General features: G+C 60.8%; 23 protein-coding genes. 9 read left to right on the top strand and 14 right to left on the bottom strand.

The window, feature by feature from the left end; translation table 11 throughout:
• The first annotated feature begins 1 nt into the window (after position 1).
• Entirely contained in the window at positions 2 to 481 is a 480-nt protein-coding gene (locus RBB49_RS26210; RefSeq protein WP_306145906.1) for a GNAT family N-acetyltransferase, read from the top strand.
• Here the strand turns inward: RBB49_RS26210 and RBB49_RS26205 are convergent.
• Positions 463 to 1,356 carry an AEC family transporter gene (locus RBB49_RS26205; RefSeq protein WP_306145905.1) on the bottom strand — a complete coding sequence of 298 codons (894 nt, stop codon included), beginning with the start codon at positions 1,354 to 1,356 and terminating at the stop codon, positions 463 to 465. The genes RBB49_RS26210 and RBB49_RS26205 overlap by 19 nt on opposite strands.
• Before the next feature lie 72 nt (positions 1,357 to 1,428).
• Positions 1,429 to 2,598, bottom strand: coding sequence for a citrate/2-methylcitrate synthase (locus RBB49_RS26200; protein ID WP_306145904.1), 1,170 nt, complete (start codon positions 2,596 to 2,598; stop codon positions 1,429 to 1,431).
• 77 nt (positions 2,599 to 2,675) lie between these two features.
• Between RBB49_RS26200 and RBB49_RS26195 the strand changes: the two genes are divergently transcribed.
• Complete coding sequence (locus RBB49_RS26195; protein ID WP_306145903.1) at positions 2,676 to 3,779, top strand: citrate synthase/methylcitrate synthase; 1,104 nt, start codon at positions 2,676 to 2,678, stop codon at positions 3,777 to 3,779.
• A 108-nt stretch (positions 3,780 to 3,887) separates the two neighbouring features.
• Here the strand turns inward: RBB49_RS26195 and RBB49_RS26190 are convergent, their stop codons facing one another.
• Together RBB49_RS26190 and RBB49_RS26185 are read right to left on the bottom strand one after the other, a co-directional pair.
• Positions 3,888 to 4,646 carry a tellurite resistance TerB family protein gene (locus RBB49_RS26190; RefSeq protein WP_306145902.1) on the bottom strand — a complete coding sequence of 253 codons (759 nt, stop codon included), beginning with the start codon at positions 4,644 to 4,646 and terminating at the stop codon, positions 3,888 to 3,890.
• Between the two features lie 113 nt (positions 4,647 to 4,759).
• Positions 4,760 to 5,227 (bottom strand): Lrp/AsnC family transcriptional regulator, encoded by a 468-nt coding sequence (locus RBB49_RS26185; RefSeq protein ID WP_306145901.1) that lies wholly within the window; start codon positions 5,225 to 5,227, stop codon positions 4,760 to 4,762.
• 126 nt (positions 5,228 to 5,353) lie between these two features.
• Here RBB49_RS26185 and hppD point away from each other — a divergent pair, with 126 nt between their 5' ends.
• Positions 5,354 to 6,466: a 4-hydroxyphenylpyruvate dioxygenase gene (gene hppD / locus RBB49_RS26180; RefSeq protein ID WP_306145900.1), complete on the top strand. Its 1,113-nt coding sequence runs from the start codon at positions 5,354 to 5,356 to the stop codon at positions 6,464 to 6,466.
• Positions 6,467 to 6,880: 414 nt separating this feature from the next.
• On the opposite strand, the gene gshB is transcribed toward hppD, so the two are convergent.
• The 3 genes from gshB to rsmI form a co-directional block, all read right to left on the bottom strand.
• A complete protein-coding gene (gshB, locus tag RBB49_RS26175; protein ID WP_306145899.1) occupies positions 6,881 to 7,825 on the bottom strand; it encodes a glutathione synthase in 945 nt (314 codons plus the stop codon).
• 269 nt (positions 7,826 to 8,094) lie between these two features.
• Positions 8,095 to 8,478, bottom strand: a complete 384-nt coding sequence (locus tag RBB49_RS26170; RefSeq protein ID WP_306145898.1) for a YraN family protein — start codon at positions 8,476 to 8,478, stop codon at positions 8,095 to 8,097.
• 2 nt (positions 8,479 to 8,480) lie between these two features.
• Positions 8,481 to 9,386 (bottom strand): 16S rRNA (cytidine(1402)-2'-O)-methyltransferase, encoded by a 906-nt coding sequence (gene rsmI, locus RBB49_RS26165; protein WP_306145897.1) that lies wholly within the window; start codon positions 9,384 to 9,386, stop codon positions 8,481 to 8,483.
• Between the two features lie 174 nt (positions 9,387 to 9,560).
• Between rsmI and RBB49_RS26160 the strand changes: the two genes are divergently transcribed.
• Entirely contained in the window at positions 9,561 to 10,784 is a 1,224-nt protein-coding gene (locus RBB49_RS26160; RefSeq protein WP_306145896.1) for a penicillin-binding protein activator, read from the top strand.
• 30 nt (positions 10,785 to 10,814) lie between these two features.
• Entirely contained in the window at positions 10,815 to 12,038 is a 1,224-nt protein-coding gene (coaBC, locus tag RBB49_RS26155; protein WP_306145895.1) for a bifunctional phosphopantothenoylcysteine decarboxylase/phosphopantothenate--cysteine ligase CoaBC, read from the top strand.
• 257 nt (positions 12,039 to 12,295) lie between these two features.
• Here coaBC and RBB49_RS26150 read toward each other — a convergent pair whose 3' ends face one another.
• The 3 genes from RBB49_RS26150 to RBB49_RS26140 form a co-directional block, all read right to left on the bottom strand.
• Positions 12,296 to 13,084: a class III extradiol ring-cleavage dioxygenase gene (locus tag RBB49_RS26150; RefSeq protein WP_306145894.1), complete on the bottom strand. Its 789-nt coding sequence runs from the start codon at positions 13,082 to 13,084 to the stop codon at positions 12,296 to 12,298.
• 161 nt (positions 13,085 to 13,245) lie between these two features.
• Positions 13,246 to 13,827: an OmpA family protein gene (locus RBB49_RS26145; protein WP_306145893.1), complete on the bottom strand. Its 582-nt coding sequence runs from the start codon at positions 13,825 to 13,827 to the stop codon at positions 13,246 to 13,248.
• 20 nt (positions 13,828 to 13,847) lie between these two features.
• A complete protein-coding gene (locus RBB49_RS26140) occupies positions 13,848 to 14,267 on the bottom strand; it encodes a hypothetical protein (RefSeq protein ID WP_306145892.1) in 420 nt (139 codons plus the stop codon).
• A gap of 172 nt (positions 14,268 to 14,439) precedes the next feature.
• Between RBB49_RS26140 and dut the strand changes: the two genes are divergently transcribed.
• The 4 genes from dut to RBB49_RS26120 all read left to right on the top strand — a co-directional run bounded on the left by dut (position 14,440) and on the right by RBB49_RS26120 (position 17,180).
• A complete protein-coding gene (gene dut / locus RBB49_RS26135; RefSeq protein WP_306145891.1) occupies positions 14,440 to 14,889 on the top strand; it encodes a dUTP diphosphatase in 450 nt (149 codons plus the stop codon).
• Between the two features lie 15 nt (positions 14,890 to 14,904).
• Complete coding sequence (locus tag RBB49_RS26130) at positions 14,905 to 15,564, top strand: HAD family phosphatase (RefSeq protein WP_306145890.1); 660 nt, start codon at positions 14,905 to 14,907, stop codon at positions 15,562 to 15,564.
• A 110-nt stretch (positions 15,565 to 15,674) separates the two neighbouring features.
• Positions 15,675 to 16,634 carry a cysteine synthase A gene (gene cysK / locus RBB49_RS26125; RefSeq protein WP_306145889.1) on the top strand — a complete coding sequence of 320 codons (960 nt, stop codon included), beginning with the start codon at positions 15,675 to 15,677 and terminating at the stop codon, positions 16,632 to 16,634.
• Between the two features lie 3 nt (positions 16,635 to 16,637).
• A complete protein-coding gene (locus tag RBB49_RS26120) occupies positions 16,638 to 17,180 on the top strand; it encodes a DUF2199 domain-containing protein (protein WP_306145888.1) in 543 nt (180 codons plus the stop codon).
• A 125-nt stretch (positions 17,181 to 17,305) separates the two neighbouring features.
• Here RBB49_RS26120 and RBB49_RS26115 read toward each other — a convergent pair whose 3' ends face one another.
• The 4 genes from RBB49_RS26115 to RBB49_RS26100 all read right to left on the bottom strand — a co-directional run bounded on the left by RBB49_RS26115 (position 17,306) and on the right by RBB49_RS26100 (position 22,059).
• A complete protein-coding gene (locus RBB49_RS26115) occupies positions 17,306 to 19,105 on the bottom strand; it encodes an NAD(P)/FAD-dependent oxidoreductase (protein WP_306145887.1) in 1,800 nt (599 codons plus the stop codon).
• A gap of 169 nt (positions 19,106 to 19,274) precedes the next feature.
• A complete protein-coding gene (locus RBB49_RS26110) occupies positions 19,275 to 21,023 on the bottom strand; it encodes a sigma-54-dependent Fis family transcriptional regulator (RefSeq protein WP_306145886.1) in 1,749 nt (582 codons plus the stop codon).
• A gap of 116 nt (positions 21,024 to 21,139) precedes the next feature.
• Positions 21,140 to 21,733, bottom strand: a complete 594-nt coding sequence (locus RBB49_RS26105) for a GNAT family N-acetyltransferase (RefSeq protein WP_336623442.1) — start codon at positions 21,731 to 21,733, stop codon at positions 21,140 to 21,142.
• Positions 21,734 to 21,741: 8 nt separating this feature from the next.
• Positions 21,742 to 22,059: a heavy metal-binding domain-containing protein gene (locus RBB49_RS26100; RefSeq protein WP_306145884.1), complete on the bottom strand. Its 318-nt coding sequence runs from the start codon at positions 22,057 to 22,059 to the stop codon at positions 21,742 to 21,744.
• Positions 22,060 to 22,073: the final 14 nt, after the last annotated feature.

Here is a 22,073-nt window from a genome sequence, read left to right as displayed (position 1 = left end):
GATGAGCCGGGACGCCAGCGGCAAAGATCCGGAACAGGCAAGACCGGAGGACGCAACCGCTCTGACGGAGCTTGCCCGGCGGGCCTATGAAAGGTTCATACCGATCATGAACGCGGTGCCGTTGCCGATGACAGCGGATTATGCCGCCCTGATCGGCAGTGCCGACGTGTGGGTCATGCGCAGCGCGGCGGGCATTGGCGCGAGCCTTGTTCTTGTTCCGCAGGGCGACCACCTTCTGATCGAAAGCATCGCCGTGGACCCGGACAGGCAGGGCGAGGGTCTCGGACGGGAGATGTTGCACTGGGCTCTCAAGCGTGCGAGAGAGCAGGGCTTCAATGAACTTCGCCTCTACACCAATGTGCTGATGCATGAAAACAGGGCCTGGTACAAACGCGCCGGCTGGACGGAACTCCATGAGGAGCAGCGCGGCGACAAGCGGATCGTCCACTTTGCTTACAGGTTTCAGCCCGTCGCCCAGTAGGTCAGGACAAGCGGCAGCGTCACCAGCGTCAGGCAAGTGGACACGAAGATGAATGCGGCCACGCCGTGGGCGTGATCCGGCTGATGCTGCGAAATCGCCAGGTAAGTTGCCACGGACGGCGGCATGAAGCACAGAAGCACGATCACGCTCTCGATCTTCGCATCGAGCGTGAGCACATGGGTGATCGCAAAGGCCGCGATCGCCGAAATACCGACGTGGACCAGCGACAGGACGACCGCGCGCGACACGCCGTTCAGTTTCAGTGTTTCCAGACTATGGCCGAGCGTGAGCAGCATGATCGGTATGGCAAGTCCTCCCAGGATCTCCAGGCTCTGGTCGATGGGGCCCGGGATCTTCCAGCCGGTCGCCAGCAGCAGAAGCGCCAGGATCACCGCGTAAATCACCGGCTGGCGGGCAAGGGCCTTGAAATCCGGCCGCCCCATCGGGATCGCGATGCCGATCGTGAAGATCGCCGTCAGGACGACCACGATGAAGGCGATGGCCACGGCTCCGCCCTCCGCCCCAAAAGCAAGCGTCGCGACCGGCAGGCCGATATTGCCGACATTCGACAGCATCATCGGCGCCAGATAGGCCCTGATCGAAATACGCATCAGTTTCAGGACAACAAATCCCAGCGTTCCGAAAACCACGATCATGGCGACAGCCGCACCAAGCACGGTCAGAAAGGTCTCAAGCTGGATATGTTCCTTTGCCAGATGGGACAGGATCAGGGTCGGATAGCCGACATTGGAGACAAGCGAGCCAAAGAGTTTCCGGTCGAACGGTGCCTTGAAATAGGCCAGCGCATAGCCGAGCAGGACGCAAAGCAGGACAGGCACCATGACATTGGCGACATGTTCAACGATACCTGTCACGCCTGTTCTCCCAGCCTTGTTCCAATCCGAGGTTAGGGTTCGTGACCCTGCAAGATCAAGGCCGGGACCGTGTTACTCGGGCCGCTCCCCGACATACGCCGCACGCGGGCGGATTTTTTCATGGGCGGCATATTGCTCCAGCGCATGGGCGATCCAACCGGTGATTCGCGCGGAACAGAAAATGATCTTGGCCGCGTCCTTGGGCAGATCATAGGTCCGCTGGATGGCCGCCAAGGCGAAATCTATGTTCGGCGGCAGACCGAACAGACCGTCGGCCGCCGTGGTCAGCTCCGGCAATCGCGCAACGAAAGGGTTGTCCGCCTCGGTTCGAAAAAGAATGTCCAACAGACAATCCGCGCGCGGGTCGCGGTCCTGATAGACCGAGTGTCCGAAGCCGGGCAGCGTTTCGCCGCGCGCCAGCCGGTCCGCAAGGGCCTGCTCGATGTCCGTCTCAGACTGGATCTCAGACAGCCAGGCGGCCGCCCGGTCCGGCGCTGCGCCATGGCGCGGCCCGGCAAACGCGCCGAGGCCTGAGAGGAGCGCCGCATGGAGCGGTGCGCGTGTTGACGCCGCGCAGCGCGCGGCAAAGGCACTGGTGTTGAGTTCATGATCGGCGCACAGAACCAGTGCCGCCCTGATCACGTTTTTCGCGCTCGCCGACACGTTGAAGGCATCAGCAATCTGCGTGTGGATCGGAACCGCCACCGGTTGCTGATCCAACAGTGCAGCCACGCAATAGCGCAGCAGGGCCGCGCCCTTTGTCTGAAGCAATCGCGGCGCAAGGGTGAATGCGGCCCTGTCCTGCAGCGGCCACGCCGCCAGCGCCATCATGAGACGGTCGAGCGGCGCGAGCCCCTCGGGCATCGGCGGCGGACTTTTTGGAATATTGCCAGCGAACGGATCGTCAGGCGAGGCCCATAAAAGCGTTGCAACGCTTTCCAGCGTCGACGTTTCGGCAAGGTCCTTCGCCAGCCTGCCACGGTAGACCGGGCCCACTTCGGAAATCAGCGTGAGTTCGGTCTCGAGAACCGGGTCGCCGGTCAGGGGTCGGGCACCGGTGTGGTCTTCGACCTGCCGCCGCCCCTTGAGCCGGCGGACATCCGCAGCGTCGTAGCGCCGCTTCTTGCCCGGCCCGGCAACGGAGGAAATCAGGCCGCGGCTGACATAGGCGTAAAGCGTTGCGGGCTGAACGCCAAGTTCGGTTGCCGCTTCCTTGGCGGACAGAAAAATGGGTGTGCTCATGTATTGATTGTAATCATCAACATTGATCAATGCAATTTATTTCATCTATCTGAGCGCACCCAAAGAAGGAGCTGACCATGACAGAAGTGCCAAATCCGGCTCAGATGAAACAGGACCCGACCGCAGGACTCGACGGCGTTGTCGCGGCGACGACGCGCCTGAGCGCGGTAGACGGGCAAAAGGGTGCGCTGATCCTGCGCGGACGGAAGATCGAGGACCTTGCAGGCAAAGTCCCGTTCGAACAGGCCATCTCGCACCTGTGGCAGGACGTCGAGCCTGTCGACGTGCACACGCTCAAGATCTCCCTGGGCGAAGCAAGGATTGCCGCCTTTTCCCTCGTTCCCCTCCTGGAAAGCGCAGCAGATACCCTGTCCGTGTTCGAGCGCATGCAACTTGGCCTGTCCGCGCTGCAGCCGGTAAAGGACGTGCCCGAGGCGGTGTCGATTGTCGGCGCCCTGTCCGTGTTCCTGGCAGCTTCGCACCGGATCTCGACCGGTCAGAGAACGCTCGCGCCGGACAGCACGCTTTCGACAGCGGCAGATATTCTGCGCATGCTTGGCGGCGAGACCCCCGTCAGTGCGCACGCAGATGCGCTTGACCGCTATCTTGTCACCATTCTCGACCATGGTCTCAACGCGTCGACATTCACGGCACGGGTGATCGGTTCGACCCAGGCAAGCATGAAGCAGGCTGTTCTGGGTGCCATGGGTGCCTTGAGCGGCCCCTTGCATGGCGGTGCGCCCGGCCCGGTTCTGGACATGATCGACGCGATCGGCGAGCCCGGCAATGCGGAGAGCTGGATCAGGCAGGCACTGGCACGCAAGGAACGCCTGATGGGTTTCGGCCACAGGATCTACCGGACCCGGGATCCGCGCGCTGACGTCCTGAAAGACGGTTTGCGGAAACTGAGCAGGGACAATCCCAAAGTGCAGCTTGCCGAAAACATCGAAATGGCCGCGCTCGCCGCGCTGAAAACAGCAAAGCCGGACAGGCCCCTGGAAACCAACGTGGAATTTTACACCGCCGTCCTTCTGGACGCGATCGGCATTGACCGGTCGCTGTTCACACCGCTCTTCGCCACCGGCCGGGCGGCCGGCTGGTGTGCGCATGTGATCGAGCAGCAGGACACCGGAAAACTCATCCGCCCGGCGTCGCACTATGCAGGGCCAATGCCGGACTGACCGGCGCCGGACGGCAAGTTGCTCCAGTCCTTTCGCCGTACTCGCCTGACATGACCCGGGCGTTGATTTCGGGCCGTGTTGCCTGCCGGACTGAAGATAGCGTAAAGGCTATTCGGCCATTTCGGCTTCGCGCACGGCCAGTTCGATTTCGTCGATCAGGCCCTGCTCGAGGCCGAGGCGCGCGGCCAGCATCTGCAGGTAGGCGCGTTCGGCCGGGTGATCGGGATCAATGGCAAGACGGGAGGCTGCGTAGATTTCTGCCGCCGTTTCGGGGCAGGTTGCGCTGGCGACGACCTTGTCCAGGTCGAGCGGTGATCTCAACTCGTCCATCAGGAAGGCCTTGGCTTCGCTGTCGAGGCCGGCTTCGTCGATCTTGGCGAAGATCCGGTCCTGTTCCTCTCGGTCGATATGCCCGTCGGCCTTGGCCGCGGAGACCATGGCCGTCAACAAGGCGACCGCAAACGCATTCTCTCCGCCCGGTTGCTGCGCCGGGTCGAAGGCCGTTCCGCGCGGTGCTTCGAGCGGGATCGGCTCGTCCTGGGGATATTGCGGACGCGGTGCGTTCTGCTGGTTGGCCTTGTGGCCCTGGTAGGCCTTGTAGGCGAGACCCGCCACCAGCGCGAGACCTCCATAGGTCACGGCCTTCTTGCCGATCTTGCGGCCCGATTTCGAGCCGAGCATCAGGCCGGCGAGACCGCCGAGCGCCAGACCGCCGCCTTGAGAAGACAGAAAATCCTTGCCCTGGGACAGCAGATCACCCGAGCCGCCACCGCGCTGCGCGCCGCCCTGGCCGCCATACTGATTGCCGGACTGATTGCCTGACTGGCCACCGAGAAACTGGTCCAGCAAGGATTTTGCGTCAAACATGAAGTGCTCCCTTAAACGGCCCCTTCCGGGGCAAATCGCAATTGCCCTAACAGATGGTGCTTTCTTCAGGACGCGCAAGTTTGCGTTACATTTGCATACACAAACAAGGCCGCCTACCCGAGCGGCAGCAGGTTATCGTCCTTGAGCGTTTCCATTGCAATGGACGAGCGCACGTGCTGCACGGCTTCCTGCGGCAGCAGATCGTCGTTGATGATCCGGCTGAGTTTCTTCAGATCCGGAACCACGATCTTGAGCATGTAGTCGACATCGCCGGTGAGCGTATGGGCCTCCTGCACTTCAGGCATCGCTGTAACCATGTTGCGGAATTTGCGCGCGTTCTCGCGGCTGTGCGCGCCAAGGGTGACCCCAACATAGGCGGTCACTCTCAGGCCGAGCGCTTCCGGATCAAGCGCTGCCCGGTAGCGCCGGATAACGCCTGCCTCTTCCAGTTTCTGGCGGCGGCGCGAGACCTGGCTTGCAGACAGGCCGATCACCTTGCCCAGCTCCGCGTTGGTCAGCGCCGCGTTCTCCTGCAAGGCGGTCAGGAGTTTCAAATCAAAGCCATCCCACGCATCAACCATGCACCGCTTCCTATTTTCCTGCGTTTTTCATGCAGAACCATACGCAAATTCACGTGAATTGCACACACCCTGCGCGCCATTTCAGGCACTCTTTCCTGAACAAAGCTCATTTGAAGGAGAGACGTCATGGGACCGTTCCCGCACAACGCGCCACCTGCCCAGATCACGCCGCAGAATCCCGCGGGAACCGACGGCTTCGAATTTGTGGAATTTGCCCATCCGGAACCGGAAAAGCTGGACGCGCTGTTTCGGAAAATGGGCTACGCGCCGGTTGCGAGACACAAGTCCCGTAACATCACGCTCTATCGCCAGGGCGATATCACCTACGTCCTGAATGCAGAGCCCGGCACTCACGGCATGGCGTTCGTGGAAGAGCACGGTCCGTGCGCACCGGCCATGGCCTGGCGTGTCGTCAATGCACAGCATGCCTTCGAGCACGCCGTTGCCAATGGCGCGACGCCCTATGAGGGCGACGACAAGACGCTGGACGTTCCGGCGATTGTCGGCATCGGCGGGTCGCTGCTTTATTTCGTCGACACATATGGCGACAAGGGATCGGCCTACTCGGATGAATTCGACTGGCTCGGCGAAACCAACCCCAAGCCGGAAGGCGTCGGTTTCTACTATCTCGACCACCTGACCCACAATGTCTATCGCGGCAACATGGACAAGTGGTGGGACTTCTACCGCACGCTCTTCAACTTCAGGCAGATCCATTTCTTCGACATAGACGGGCGCATCACCGGCCTCGTCAGCCGCGCGATCACCAGCCCCTGCGGCAAGATCCGCATCCCGCTGAACGAATCCAAGGACGATACAAGCCAGATCGAGGAATATCTGAAGAAGTATCGCGGCGAGGGCATCCAACACATCGCCGTGGGGACCGACAACATCTATGACAGCACCGACCAACTGGCGGCGAACGAGCTGAAGTTCATGCCGGGGCCGCCGGAGACCTATTATGAAATGTCCCATGAGCGGGTCCAGGGTCACGATGAACCGCTGGAGCGGATGAAGCAGCACGGCATCCTGATCGACGGTGAAGGGGTCATCGATGGCGGTATGACAAAGATCCTTTTGCAGATTTTCTCCAAGACCGTGATCGGCCCGATCTTCTTCGAATTCATCCAGCGCAAGGGTGACGAGGGTTTCGGCGAAGGCAATTTCCGCGCGCTCTTTGAATCCATTGAAGAGGACCAGATCCGCCGCGGCATCCTGAAAACGGAAGCAGCCGAATAGGAACCCGCCAACCTTTTGTGCCGGTCACAGCAAAACAGGCCGCTTCCTTTCAAGGAGGCGGCCTGTCTGCCTTCAAATGAACCGCTGAATGCCGTTTCAGCGCCACAATTGGCTACAACTTCATGTTGACTAAGTAATTGTATTTAAAATAATTTTTCGAATGAATTACTGTTATCAAATCGCTAAATAGCTGATTCTTTTTGTGTTTTTAAATCACGTGTTATGCACGCATTATTTTTTTGTATTTTTTTTGAATTTTCGAGGAAGAACAACGGCCTCGGTGGGTTTTACACACAGAGGTTGCCGTGAGGCCCTCTGTTGCATTGTCTAAGCACACTAACTTTCACCTCCGCGTTCGCGCGGAGGCTTTTTTTTGCCGGAAGCAGATTCACATCGCGAAAAGCCGGGTGTCCATCACCCCCCGACCCTGGCCTCCAGCACGTCCCAGACCATCGCCGCAACATCCGGCCCGCCAAGATTGCGAATGGCGCGAATACCTGTCGGGGCGGTGACATTGATCTCGGTCAGCATGCCGTCGATGACATCGATCCCGACGAGGATAAGGCCCTTTTCCTTGAGCGAGGGACCGAGGCGGGCGCAGATCTCACGCTCCCTGTTGGTCAGGTCGCTGTCGGTCGGTGCGCCGCCGCGCACCATGTTGGAACGCAGATCGCCTGCGGCCGGAACACGGTTGACCGCGCCGGCGAAGGCACCGTCCACCAGAAGGATCCGCTTGTCACCGTGTTTCACATTGGGCAGGAACTGCTGAATGACCCAGGGCTCGCGGAACGTGGCATCGAAGAAATCATAGAGGGAGCCGTAGTTCAGATCGTCGCGCGTGATCCGGAACACCGCCGCGCCGCCATGACCGAAAAGCGGCTTCATGACGATGTCGCCGTATTCCTCGCGGAAGAGATCGATCTCGGCCCTGTCCTTGGTGATGAGCGTCGGCGGCATCAGGTCGGCGAAGTCGGTCACAAACAGCTTTTCCGGCGCATTGCGGACCTCGCCCGGATCGTTCACCACCAGCGTTTCAGGGTGGATTTTCTCCAGGATATGCGTTGCGGCGATATAGGACAGATCAAACGGCGGGTCCTGACGCATGAGGACGACATCCATCTCGCGCATGTCCATGCGCGTGCGCTCGCCGAGCGTGAAGTGATTGCCTTTCTCGTCGCGCACCTCGACCGGTTCAAGCGCACAAAAAACCTCGTCGCCGCGAAGCGCGAGCCGGTCGGGCGTGTAGTGGTAAAGCGCATGGCCGCGTGCCTGCGCTTCCAGCATCATCGCAAAGGCGCTGTCGCCGGCAATGTTGATTGACGAGATATGGTCCATCTGGACCGCTACTTTCAAAGCCATGAGGCAACTCCCGGCGGGCGCGCCCGAAAAGCGCAAGGGGATTATAGATCGGTTGGTCCAGATATGCGGTGGCAATGCCGCTTTGTCCAGTGGGGGAAGGGCGACACCTGCGCCAGGCCGCCGGTTCCCGCGTTGGCGGTGTGCCATTCGAGACAGCACTCTCGTCCTTCCTCAGGACACTGGAAACCTAGCGGTGCGGCTTTTAGGTCCGACGGGGCGCTTGGGCAGGTTGCATCTGAATGCCTCCTTTTCCGAGGCTGCCCCCTTGCCTACTCCCAGGCCTCGAACGCGTTTTCGATCCGCTCGGGCAAGGCCCAGGGGCAAATGATGATGACGTCGAACCGGAGCGTGAAGAACCCCGCCCTCGGGTGTTCGGCGACGAAGATTTTCGCCGCCCGTGCAATCCGCTTCTGACTGGCCGGGGTCACGGCTTCCATGGCCGCTTCGCGGGTCCCGCGGGCCTTGACCTCGACAAAGGCGACGGTCTTGCGTTTCTTCGCGATCAGGTCGATTTCGCCCGCCCTGGTCTTGTAGCGTCTCTTGAGGATGCGCCAGCCTGTCAGCCGCAGATACCAGGCCGCCCGGCTTTCAGCCGACAGTCCGAGCGCATGCGCCTTGCGGCGGGTTTCCGAATTTTGCCCCGGCCGCGCCAATGTCAGCGCTCTCCCGATTTCAGATCGAGCGCGCGCTTGTAGACCTCGCCGCGGTCGAGCCCGGTCGCCTTGGCAACCTTTTTGGCGGCCGCGCTCACCGGCATGTCTTCAAGCGCCGCGACAAGCAGCGCATCCAGATCAGACGCATCCGCCTCTGGCCGCTCTTCCGGCGGGCCGACGAGAATGACGATTTCGCCCTTGACGGAAACGTCTTCGAACCGGGATGCGAGTTCGCTCAAGGTGCCGCGTTCAAACGTCTCGAAGCGCTTGGTCAGTTCCCGGGCGACCACCGCCTCGCGCGTGCCGCCGAGCAACCCGGCCATCGTTTCCAGCGTTGCACCCGTGCGATGCGGGGATTCGAAGAAGACAAGTGTCGCCGGAACCTTCGCAAGCTCCTCAAGCCGTTTTGATTTCGGGCCGCCCTTTTGCGGCAAAAAGCCTGCGAAGAGCACCGTGTCGCTCGGCAGGCCGGAGGCGACCAGACCGGCGAGCGGGGCGGAAGCGCCCGGAATCGGAACCACCTCGAAGCCTGCCTCCAGGACACCGCGCACAAGGCGGTAACCGGGATCGGACACCAGAGGCGTGCCCGCATCGGAGACGAGCGCGACTGCCTTCCCGGCTTCAAGCTCGGCCAGGATCCTGGGCCGCTGCTTTTCCGCATTGTGCTCGTGATAGGGTATCAGGGGCGTTTTCAACCCGAACTTCTGGGTCAGGGTCGCGGTCACGCGGGTGTCTTCGCAGGCAATGATGCTGCTGGCTGCAAGGGTTTCCAGAGCCCGCACCGTGATGTCGCCGAGATTGCCGATCGGGGTCGAGACGATATAGAGCGCCGGCTCCAGATTGGGCGCGGTGAAGGCGTGTTCGGACAGGCTGAAACGATTCCTTTCCGAACGTGTTTCGGTCTCCATGAAAGCTCCCATCAATACCCGCCGGACAGCGTCTTTCGTCCTGCGCTAACCGCAGCAGACCCCCGTTGCAAGGTAAATCCACTGTTCATCAGGCAGGTATGCCACCGAAAAGCCGCTAAAACTGGACATTCTCCCGGTGAATACGTAAGTCTTCCCGATAGTGGAAAAATAACAATGGCAAGTGCGATGCGGGGCAAAACCGGACAGCAACAGAGGCGCCAGTTCCTGAAAACGGCTCTGGTCTGCAGCAGCGCCTTTGCGCTTACGGGATGCCTCGGGTCTTCGCTGGGATCGCTGCCCGGCGACCAGGTTCAACCGACGGGACAGCCGCAGCCAACCGGCGAAGTGATCGGCACCGGAAGCGTGCGCGTCGGATTGCTGCTGCCGCTGGGAAGCACCGGCGGCAATGCGTCCATCGGAACCGTTTTCAAGAATTCAGCCGCGCTGGCGCTGCAGAATTTCCCCAATGCGGATGTGCAATTGCTGGTAAAGGACACCGGCGGGTCGTCCGAGGGCGGCCGTGCAGCGGCACAGGCTGCCATTTCGGAAGGTGCGGAGCTGATCCTCGGACCTGTGTTCGCACCGGCCGTGTCGGGTGCCGCGACAGCCGCGCGCGCTGCTGGTATTCCGGTCATCGCATTTTCGACGGATACGTCGGTCGCCACGCGCGGCGTCTATCTTCTCAGCTTCCTGCCGGAGACCGACGTCAAGCGCATCATCGGCTATGCCAACAGTCAGCAGAGACGCTCCTATGCAGCACTGATCCCCGACGATTCCTACGGTGCGGTTGCCGAGGCGGCATTCCGGCAGGAAGTCGGCCGCGGCGCGGGACGGATCGCGACCATCCAACGCTACAAGGCGTCCGGCTCGGACACGTCGGACCTGATCGCAAAAACCGCCGCTCTGAAATCCGTTATCAACAGCATCGATGCGCTGTTCGTTCCAGCGGGCGGAAACGTGCCGCCGCTCGTCGTTCAGTCCCTGACCAGCCAGGGGGCCAATTTCGGCAACATCAAGCTGCTGGGTTCCGGCCAGTGGGATTCGGCACAGATCAAGAACAGTCCCTCGCTTGCCGGTGCCTGGTTCGCAGGACCCGAGGACAAGGGCTTCCAGGGCTTCGCACAACGCTATCAGAGCACATACGGCACGCCGCCGCCGCGCAATGCAAGCCTTGTCTACGATGGCGTCACGCTCGCCGCCGGCCTGATCCGCTCAGCCGGTCCGCAGCGGTTTCAGCAGCGCATCCTGACCAACCGCGACGGCTTCATCGGCATCGACGGCCTGTTCCGCTTCACCAATAACGGTCTCAACGAACGCGGCCTCGCCGTCTATCAGATCACGGGCCGCGGAACCGAAGTGGTTTCGCCGGCACCCCGAGATTTCCGCACCGGTTTCTGATAGACCTGCCCTTTCGGGAGGAGTGCATCGATGCTGAACGGCAAAGCCATTGTCCTGATCATCAGCGGCGGCATTGCCGCCTACAAGTCGCTCGACCTGATCCGGCGGCTCAAGGAACGCGGTGCGCGCGTGATCCCGGTCATGACGGATGGTGCGCGCGAATTCGTCACGCCGCTTGCCGTCGGCGCGCTGTCCGCCGAAAAAGTCTTTACCGACCTGTTCGACCGGGAAGCGGAGCATGATGTCGGGCATATCCGCCTTGCCCGCGATCACGACCTGGTCCTGATCGCGCCCACCACGGCCAATCTCATGGCCAAGATGGTCCATGGCATTGCAGATGATCTGGCCACAGCGGTTCTGCTTGCAACGGACAAGCCTGTTCTGGCCGCCCCGGCCATGAACCCGAAGATGTGGCAGAACCCGGCGACCCTGCGCAACGTCGCAACCCTGGAAGAACGCGGCGTCCGGTTTGTCGGGCCGGCAAGCGGCGAGATGGCGGAAAAGGGCGAGGCCGGCGTCGGCCGGATGAGCGAACCGCTCGAGATCGCCGCCGCCGCAGACGCGGTCCTGAGGGATCAGGACATGCAGCGTCCCGGGCTTCCGCTTTCCGGGAAACACGTTCTGATCACGTCCGGTCCGACACATGAGCCGATCGACCCGGTGCGGTATATCGCCAACCGCTCATCGGGCAAACAGGGCCACGCGCTCGCGCGCGCAGCCTACAATGCGGGCGCGCGCGTCACGCTCGTGTCCGGGCCGGTCGAGCTGCCCGATCCCGCCAATATCAACACGGTGCATGTCGAAACGGCGGCCGAGATGCTCAAGGCCGTAGAGGCCAACCTTCCTGCGGACATCGCCATCATGGCAGCTGCAGTCGCCGACTGGCGCGTTGCGGCGGAAGGATCCCAGAAGATCAAGAAGGACGGAAGCGGCCAGCCGCCCGCGCTCGCGCTGGTCGAGAACCCGGACATTCTGGCAACGATCGGCCACCACACCAGCCTGCGTCCGCAACTGCTGATCGGGTTTGCCGCCGAGACGCAGAACCTGATCGATAACGCCCGCGCGAAACTGGAACGCAAGAATGCGGACTGGATCGTTGCCAACGATGTCAGCCCTGAAACGGGCATCATGGGAGGCGACGCCAACACCATCCGCCTTGTCAGCAAGTCCGGCATCGAGGATTGGCCCGAAATGAACAAGTCCGATGTCGCCCGCAGGATCATCGAACGGGCCGCACAAGACCTCAACAGCTGACCGGGGTCATGAGCCAAGACGGGTCGACGGCCCGCGCATCCTTCGAGACAGGCCTGCGGCCTTCCTCAGGATGAGGCTGAATTTCTATAGGGTTATGTTTGGAAGTGAGAGTGCCAATGGACAATCTCCCCCTCAGTCATTGCCGGACTTGATCCGGCAATCCATGCCATGGTCGAGCCATGGCATGACGTTTGAAGAGACAAGGGGGAAGGCGGGTTGCCTTGGGGAGGGAGACTACGGACCCCGATAAGCGTCGCTCATGCAGCGAAGCGGAAGTAGCTCATGCTGATGGAGCCGTATTCGTAGCTTCGGTGCAGGCGTTCCACATGTGCGTCCTCACCGGCAGCGCCAAAGGGGAAGAACAGCGGCAAAAGATGCTCTTCGGTCGGGTGATTGCGGCGGAAGTCCGGGGCCGCTTCGAGGTCCTTGAAATAGTCGATCGAGCCGGCCTTCAGACCTTCATCCAGCCATTGATCGAATGTTTCGGCCCAGTCGGGTGCGCTTGATCCCTGCGGCCTGATATCGCGCAGATTGTGTGTCGTGCTGCCCGACCCGGCGATCAGAACACCCTTTTCGCGAAGCGGTGCCACCGCCTTGCCGAGCCGGTAGATACTTTCCGGTGTGCTGCCATCGGGCAGCGAGAGCGCCGTAACGGGAATGCGGGCTGTCGGGAAAGCCAGCGACAGCGGAACCCAGGCACCGTGATCCAGACCCCACTCGCTGTCCAGTTCAACATCGTAGCCGGCTTCCTCGAGGAGCTGCGCTGTCTCGTCGACATGATCTTCATCCGCAAAGGCCGGATAGGAAATCTCGTAGAGCTCCTTCGGGAACCCGCGGAAATCATGGTAGGTGCGCAGGGGACCGGGCGCGGAGAGTTTCAACCCGTTGGTTTCCCAGTGCGCCGACAGGATCAGGATCGCTTTCGGCTCGACGCCGTTTTCTGAAAACGACTTCAGAAACCGGTTCGCGGCCGTGTCTTCAACCGCGAGCGTCGGTGCGCCATGCGCGAAAAAAACAGGCGGAATGATGCTTTGCGTTGCGGACATAGGGGATCTCCATTGGACAACCGACAATGCGTCTTGGCAGAACATAAGCGGGTTCAGGCGCAGCAGAAGGTCAGTTTTTGGAGAAGGGCTGTTCCATAATCGGGAACAATCACAAAACCGTTCCCGCCGGGGCGGGAACGGTCTTTTCAGGTTTGTGATGTTCAGCGATAGCCGACATTGATCAGCTGAACCCGGCGGTTGATCTGAGCATCCGGCTTGGAGGGATCGCGCAGTTGCTCTTCTCCAAGGCCTACGGCCTCCAGATATTCGCCCGGGACCCGGAACGTCGTCACAAGCGCATCGCGCACCGACTTGGCCCGTTTGATGGACAATTCGAGATTGAAGTCACGCGGCCCGTCTGCACTCGTGTGACCGACAACGAAGAAGGTCTGGCCCTGCAGATAGGGTGTGTGCAGCGCATCGGCGATCAGCCCGATGGTTTCATAAGATTCGGGCCGGATGCGTGCCGAATTGATGTCGAACGTGATTTCCACGTTGAACTGGCGCAGCGAGGCAAGCTTGTCCCAGAGCGGCAGATTGCCCGGCGAGTTTGCACCTGGATACTTCTGGATGTTCTCGAAGGCGGCCTTCTGCAATTCATCGGCGCTGACATCGACCTTCTGCTGCGCTCCCTGCAGCGAGTTGATGATTTCGTTGCGGTTGAGCTGGGTCTGAGCGCTCGCGCCGGAGACGCAAACGGCAAGAACAGCGGCCGAGAGACCGGCGAAAAGGTACTTTTTCATGAATTATCTCCCGGGTGCGCTTAACGGTAGCCAGCCAGATCAATGGCGGTATTGCATTTCTTGCTCACGGAACGCTGCGCCTTCAGAAGGCAGCGCAGAATGTGGCCGGCACCCGGCTTGACGCCCTTGCAGCGCTGAGCGGCATCACGCTGGCAGATCTTCGGAGCCGCTGCCTGTGCGGCAAGGCGTTCCTGGATCAGCGTGGCGACAACCGCACGGTCCGCATTGCATTTCTGGGACACCTTGGCCTGGTTCTGGTCGAGGCACTGGCCGATACCATTGTTGGCGAGCGTTGCGGATTTGCAGTATTTGTTGATGTCGGCGCCGCAGCTTGCCGACAGAATCTTGATCGCTTCAGCGAAGCCGACCGTCTGCGCGAATGCCGCAGGCGTAGACACAAGCAGGATACTTGTGGCGAATGCGAAAATCATACGTCTCATGTTGCAAATCTCCCAACAATGGCAACATTACGATGGGTCAAAGTGTTTCAGGACATTGCCTAAACTTCAAGGCGTTAGCCAAAAATATTGAGTCGTAAATCAGGCCATTGCTAATCTTGACAGGGTGTATCGAATATCGTCCCTGTCAGGCAGCGCAAACAAGGATCCCAAGATGCAAGTGACACTGGAACTCAAACAGCTCGATCACGCCAAAGGCCTGCCGTTGCCGGCCTACCAGTCGGATCTGGCTGCGGGCCTCGACCTTGTCGCGGCGGTCGACGTGCCGCTTCAACTGGCGCCCGGCGAACGGGCTCTCGTTCCGACCGGACTTGCGATGGCGCTGCCGGCAGGCTTTGAGGCCCAAGTCCGGCCGCGCTCGGGCCTTGCGGCCAAGCATGGCGTCTCCGTTTTGAACACGCCCGGAACGATTGATGCGGATTACCGCGGCGAGGTGAAGGTTATCCTGATCAACCTCGGGAATGCCCCGTTCGAGATTGTCCGCGGCGAACGAATTGCCCAGATGGTGATTGCGCCCGTCCTTCAGGCCGTCATAACCGAAGTCGAGACGCTTTCCGAAACGCAGCGCGGGACCGGCGGTTTCGGGTCGACCGGGCGCGCGTGAGGGACAGGTCGTGAGATGACCTCAAAACTCGTGATTTTTGATTGTGACGGTGTGCTTGTGGATACCGAACGCATGACAAACCGGACAATGGCGGAACTCCTGACCGATTGCGGCTATCCGATCACCGGTCCGGAATGCCAGAAACGGTTCATGGGGCGCACGCTCGAAGCCGTGCAGGAAATCGTCGAACAGGAGCTTGGTAGAAAACTGCCCTCCGATTGGCTCCAGCAGCTTCGTGCCCGCGATATTGAGAGCTTCAAGGCCGGTGTCGCTCCAATACCGGGTGTTGCCGGTGTGATGGACCTGCTCGATGAACGCGGCATCCCCTACTGCGTCGGCTCGTCGGGAAAATACGAAAAGATGCATTCAACGCTCGGCAGCGCCGGTCTGCTGCCACGGCTGAAAGACAGGCTTTTTTCCTCTCAGGATTGTGAAAAGGGCAAGCCCGCGCCGGATGTGTTCCTGCTCGCGGCAAGATCCATGGGCCACCGCCCTGAAGACTGCGCCGTGATCGAGGACAGCCTGCCCGGTGTACTGGCGGCGCGGGCAGCCGGGATGCGGGTCTTCGCCTATGTCGATGATCCGGTCTGCGACCGGGATGCGCTCAAGGCCGCCGGCGCCGTTCTTTTCGAGCGCATGGACCAGCTTCCGGGCCTGCTCTTGAACGCGAGCTGACTTCCAGACGCAGCCGCGCCCCGTGCTCCGACATTTTGGGATGACCGGATGGTCAAAACCGACTAGGACGGAAGGAAGGACAAGGACAAGTCCGGCCAGGGAGAGGCTGCATGACGCGAAAAACACACGGGCGCGGGAAAATCTATTCTTCGATCACCGACACGATAGGGGACACGCCGATCGTGCGGCTTGACCGGCTGGCCAAAGCGCATGACGTCAGAGCCAATCTTCTTGCCAAGCTGGAGTTCTTCAACCCGATTGCCAGTGTCAAGGACCGGATCGGTGTTGCCATGATCGAGGCGATGGAGCAGGACGGACATATCTCGCCGGATAGATCGACGCTTATCGAACCGACATCCGGCAACACCGGCATTGCGCTCGCCTTCGTGGCGGCAGCCAAGGGATACCGGCTGATCCTCGTGATGCCCGAGACCATGTCCGTGGAACGGCGGAAGATGCTCAAGATTCTGGGCGCAGAGCTGGAGCTTACGGACGGTCCACTGGGCATGAAGGGCGCAATCGCCCGCGCACAGGAACTGCTTGGCGAGATCGACGGCGCGGTGATGCCGCAGCAATTCAACAATCCGGCCAACCCGGAGATCCACCGCAACACGACCGCAGAAGAGATCTGGAACGACACCGACGGCAAGATCGACGTGTTTGTTTCGGGGATCGGCACCGGCGGCACGATCACGGGCGTATCGGAGGTGCTCAAGGCGCGGAAGCCGGATCTTCGTGTCGTCGCGGTCGAGCCCGCAGACAGCCCGATCCTGTCCGGCGGAGAGCCCGGCCCGCACAAGATCCAGGGTATCGGCGCCGGGTTCGTGCCCGGCGTGCTCGATACCGGTGCTTATGACGAAGTCCGTACCGTCTCCAACGAAGACGCGTTTGCCATGGCGCGCGAGGTCGCAAGAACCGAGGGGATTCCGGTTGGTATTTCTTCCGGGGCGGCCCTGACCGCCGCGATCAGGATCGGCCAGGACGCCGACATGGACGGCAAGACCATTGTCGTGATCATCCCCTCTTTCGCCGAACGCTACCTGTCGACAGCGCTGTTTGAAGGGCTTTGAGACATGATCATTGCGATCGACGATGAAAAACGGACGTTCTCTTACAAGTGCATCTGCTGCGGCGAGATTTGCGAGGGTGGTCCTTCATTCGCTTACAACGAACCTTGCCACACGTCAGCAATTCCGGATGAAGAAAAGGAAAAACGCGTCAGGTTGAACAGCGATCTCTGCGTGCTTGACGAGGAGCAATTTTTTATCAGAGCCACGCTCGAAGTGCCGATCAAGGACACCCGTGACAGCTTTCTTTGGGGTGTGTGGGTCTCTCAGAGCAAGGAAAGCTTCGATCGTTACATCGAGACTTTCAACGAAGATCAGACAGGGGACGGATCTTTCGGATGGTTGACCGTGTCGATGCCCGGCTACACGAAAGAGGGCGCAAAGTTCATTGATCTTCCGACCAACGTTCATTGGGGAACAGAGCGCCCCGAGATCCAAATTCACGACGATCAGGATCATCCGCTTGCTTTAGACCAGCGCGAAGGAATTTCATGGGATCGTGCCGTTGAACTCGCTGTTCTGTTGTGCGAACGGAAGAAACTTCGATAGCGAAATCGAACACCCGTTGCCGACCGCATCGAGGATCGAAACCACGTTTCTGAAACTCTTTGTCAGCGATGGGGGTGAGCAGTCTCCCCGGACTTTTCTTGCCCGGGAAGACTTTTCCCAACACATCACGACAGATGATAAACCTCCTGGAGCCCGTAGACCGGTGTGTCGAGGCCTTCCATGCGCGCTTTCAGCTGGAGTGACAGGAACTGCGAATAGTGCCGCGACTGGTGCAGGTTGCCGCCATGGAACCAAAGCGCCTGCTGCTGGGTCGGTTTCCACATGTTGCGCTGTTCGCCTTCCCAGGGCCCGGGATCCTTGGTCGTGTCGGAGCCCAGACCCCAGACCTTGCCGACCCTGTCGGCCATGTCCTGGCCCATCAGGTCGGCGACCCAGCCATTCATCGAGCCATAGCCGGTCGCGTAGACGATGACATCCGCCTCCAGCTTGCTGCCGTCATCCAGCACCACGCCGTCTTCAACGACCTCGGTGACCTGCCCGCGCTTCAACTTGATGTCACCGTCGATGATGAGCTGGCTTGCGCCGATATCGATGTAGTACCCCGAACCCCGGCGCAGGTATTTCATGAAGAGGCCGCTGTCGTCATCGCCCCAGTCCAGCCAGAAACCGGCCTTTTCAAGCCCGTCATAGAAATCCGCATCGCGTTTCTTCATTTCCGCGTAGGCGGGTATCTGGAACTGGTGGAGAATGCGGTAGGGCAGCGAGGCAAAGATGAGATCCGCCTTTTCGGTGGTCATGCCGGCGTTGACGGCCTCTTCGGAATAAAGCGCGCCAAGCCCGACATCCATCAGCGTGTCCGACTTCACGATGTGGGTCGAGGACCGCTGGACCATGGTGACATCGACATCGTTTTCCCAAAGCGCTGCACAGATATCGTGGGCGGAATTGTTCGAGCCGACAACAACGGCCTTCTTGCCACGATAGGCATCAGGGCCCGGATGTTTCGAGGAATGATGCTGGTCGCCCTGGAATTTCGCCATGCCGGGAAATGCCGGAACATTCGCCTTGCCGGACATGCCGGTCGCCATCACCAGCTGCTTCGGACGCAAGGTGACTTCCTCGCCGTCCCGATCGACGACAATCGTCCACTCTCCGGTCGCCGCGTCGTAGCTGGCTGACCTGGCAACGGAGCGGGTCCAGTAATTCAGCTCCATGACCTTGGTGTACATTTCGAGCCAGTCGCCGATCTTGTCCTTCGGACTGAAGATCGGCCAGTTCTCCGGAAACTTTATGTAGGGCAGATGGTCGTACCAGACCGGATCGTGGAGGCAGAGGGACTTGTAGCGGTTGCGCCAGCTGTCGCCGGGACGGTCGTTCTTTTCCACGATGATGGTCGGAACGCCGAGCTGGCGCAGGCGCGCACCGAGCGCGATGCCGCCCTGTCCTCCGCCGATGATCACGCAATAGGGCTGCTGGGTATAGCCAAGCTCCGCGTCTTCCTTCTCGCGCTCCTCCTTCCAGGTGGTGCGATGCTTGCCGGCGCCGTGTTTCGCACCAAGCGGCCGCTGAAAGCCCTTGGGTTCCTCGTGACCTTTCAGTTCCACCATGGTTGTCAGCAGTGTCCAGATCTTGTCATCCTTCAGCCGGATGAGACCGAAACAGCGCGCGAGTTTCGTCTCGAACCGGATCCACGCCGTGATCACGCCGCCTTCCTCGGTCGGAACTTCCCCTTCGGCCAGCGTCCAGTTGCTGGGGCCGATCGCACCAAGCTGGCTGGTCAGCATGTCGCGAACCTGGTCCTTGCCTTCGACGGTCTTCAGGTTCCAGGTAAAGGCGACAAGATCCCGCCAGTAGCAGTCGTCCTGAAACAGGTTGACCGCCGCTTCAATGTCACCGGCTGCCAGCGCATCGCCGAAGGATTTGAGAAAGGTCTCAGTCTGGTGGACTAATGGTGTGTCTAGCATTTCATTCCTCCCGTTCGTTCATGACGGAAAGAATTGCAGAGCAGACAGGGTGTGCGCCATGGCGCACTTGGCAGTTTGGCCGAGGGCGCGTCACAAAATCGTTTTGATGTTGCGCGCGCAACAAGACGCAACACGGAAAGACCCATAGGCTGGGAAACCGGGAAAGGGTTCAGTTTGTCCGGACAAGCCCGGCCTTGCGCATCCGCCGCAGCACCGTCGAGCGATTGACACCGAGCCGCCGTGCGACCAGCGACATGTTGCCGTCGCAGGCCTCGAGCAGGGCTTCGAGGTCCTCGGCCGGATCGGCCGCCGCTTGTTCGGACATCGCCGGCGGTGGCAGGTCCTGCAGATCGATCACGGAGCCGTCCGCCAGCGCCATGGCGACCTCGAGTGCTGTCGAGAGTTCCCGGATGTTTCCGGGCCAGTGGCGGCTGTTGAGTTCGGCACGGGCGGCAGGCGACAACCGGAAGTCCTTGGGAGACCGCCGCAGGAGGCGGTCCGTGAGCCAGTCGAAATCCTTGCGGTGTCTCAGCGGCGGAACGCAAATCAGTGCGCCTGCAAGCCTGAAATAGAGTTCGGGCCTGATCGTTTTGAGACTGTCCGGGTTGTCATCGCCAAGGCGTGCAGTGGCCACGACACGCAGATCGCTGCGCGCCTCCAGTAGTGCCAGAAGGACGGACTGGCCGACCTCATCCAGACGTTCGATACCACGCAGAAACAGCGTTCCCGCCGCGCCATCTGAAATCGCGTCGACCTTTTCCTTGCGCAGGTCGGAGCAGCACAGCGTATGAAAGGAGCGGTTCGCCGGTCCGAGAACATGAACGGCCCTTGCAAGGGTTTCCTTGCCCGTCCCGGTTTCGCCGGAAAGCAGGATCGGGACCTGGGTCGCGGCCAGCTTTTCGACCTTCCCGGCCAGCTGGATCAGGGCCGGATCGGGCCCGCAGAAACTGCGCAGGGGGCCGGACAGGGCCCCGATCGCATGTGGCCGCGAAACGCGGGATGTCTGCGGCGCGATCGCATGACCGTAAAGCCCGCGGCCATCGCGCAGCCTGAGCACCCGCTCCTCGGTCGGCCGCCCGCGCATGTATTCCGGCAGATCGTCGATCTCAAGATCCATGTGCATGTCGATCCGGGTGCCGATAAGGTCGGGGGCTCCGCCAGGTGAAAGAAACTCCAGGGCGCCACGCGTCATGCCGGTGATGCGGCCGCTTTCATCAAGCGCGACAGCGGCTTCGGGATCGACCTCCAGAAATTCCGAAGATGTCGAGAACCGCAGCACCCATTCACGGCGCGTCATCGCCATCAGGTTGGCCATTTCCACGCGCCTGGCGGACGCTTTCACCAGGTTCATCGCCAGGTTCTGGCTCGATTTGGGGCTGGGCGAGCGCAACAGCGAAATATCCAGAACGGCGGCAAGCTTGCCGCTGGTGTCGAAAATCGGCGCGGCGGTGCAGGACAGGGGCGTGTGCGACAGGCCGAAATGATCACCCTGATGAATGGTGACGGCTTCGCCGGTCACGATGCAGGAGCCGACACCGCAGGTGCCGGCAAGATCCTCGGACCAGTCGGAGCCGAGATAAAGACCCGCGCGGCGCAGCTCTTCCTCGAACCGGAGATCGCCAAAGAAGTCGACGCTGATGCCCTTTGCGTCCGCCAGAAGCAGCACGTAGTTGTGGCCGGCGACCTGTTTGAACAGGGTCTGCAGACCGGATCGGGCCGTCGCGATCAGGCGTTCGGATTGTTCCTGGTGTTCCTTGAGCTGCTGTTCGGTGACGACATGCGGCCCTTCCGGCCGCGTCGGGTCCATGCCGTAGGTTTGAACACAGCGCCGCCAGCTTTCGGAGACAAGTTCGTCCCTGCCGGTTTCCTGTCCTTTCAGGACCCGGTCGATTTCGCTGACATGTTCTACGTCGCGCATGCCATCCTCCCTTGGCATTGCGGATAACGATAGCGCGACAAACGGCGGGCGCACAACATGTGCGAAAGTGCCGGTCGGTTTCTTGCCGCCGAGGTGTCCGTTTTGAAGGCGTGCCGCTACGGGATCGGCTTTTCCATGCGTGTCGCGGAGGAAAACCCGAAAATGTGTTTCAGGAAGCCCGTGTGTTCCTCTGAAACGGAGCGGAAGCCCATACGTTCATAGAGCGACCGGGCCCGGACATTCCGATCGATGACATCCAGGCGGACTCGGTGCAGGCCGTCCTCGGCGGCTTTTTTGAATATCGCCTGCAAGAGTGCGGTCCCGACACCGTTGCCGCGCGCCGCCTCGCTCACGAAAATTCCGTCCATCAAAAGGGACCCGGGTTCCGGCTCGCGTTCGAGCAGGTCCAGCAACATCCCGCGCCAGAGACCGCCGAAACGGCCATAAACACCTGCCATCTGGGCGAGCGTTCCGTTGACGAAAGCGCCTTTGTCGGTCTTGTAGCCTGCGAGGCCCAGAAGAGTGCCCTCATGGGAGACCGCGCTAATAGCGAAGTCCGGATCGAGCGCTTCTTCAAGGAAAGCCAGCGCCCGTGTCTCCGGTTTCATGACCCTTTCCAGTTTTCCGCGAAATGCGGACCAGAAAAGCCTGGCGGCGACCGGTCTCTGACCATCCGGGAAGCCGGTTTCAATCCTGAATTCGGAGGACATGACGCGGATCAGCGGATCCAGACAGCCGTGCCGGTTGCGCTGACCATCAGCATCGACCCGTTCTGGCCGACCGTCTCATAGTCAAGGTCGACCCCGATGACTGCGTTCGCGCCCATCGCCTGCGCCTGCTGGCACATTTCGTCAACAGCGATCTTGCGCGCTTTTGCGAGTTCTTCCTCGTAGGCACCCGAGCGGCCACCGACGATGTCACGAATACCGGCGAACAGATCCTTGAAGAGGTTGGCACCCAGAATGGCCTCGCCCGTCACCAGCCCCCTGTAGTCGAGATCCTTGCCCTGAATGGTATTCGTCGTCGTGACCAGCATATGCCGTCTCCCTC

The organism is Roseibium sp. MMSF_3412, assembly GCF_030733265.1.
Classification (GTDB): Bacteria; Pseudomonadota; Alphaproteobacteria; order Rhizobiales; family Stappiaceae; genus Roseibium.
The sequence above is the reverse complement of the archived record's forward strand: the minus strand, read 5'-3'. Positions and strand labels throughout refer to the sequence as shown.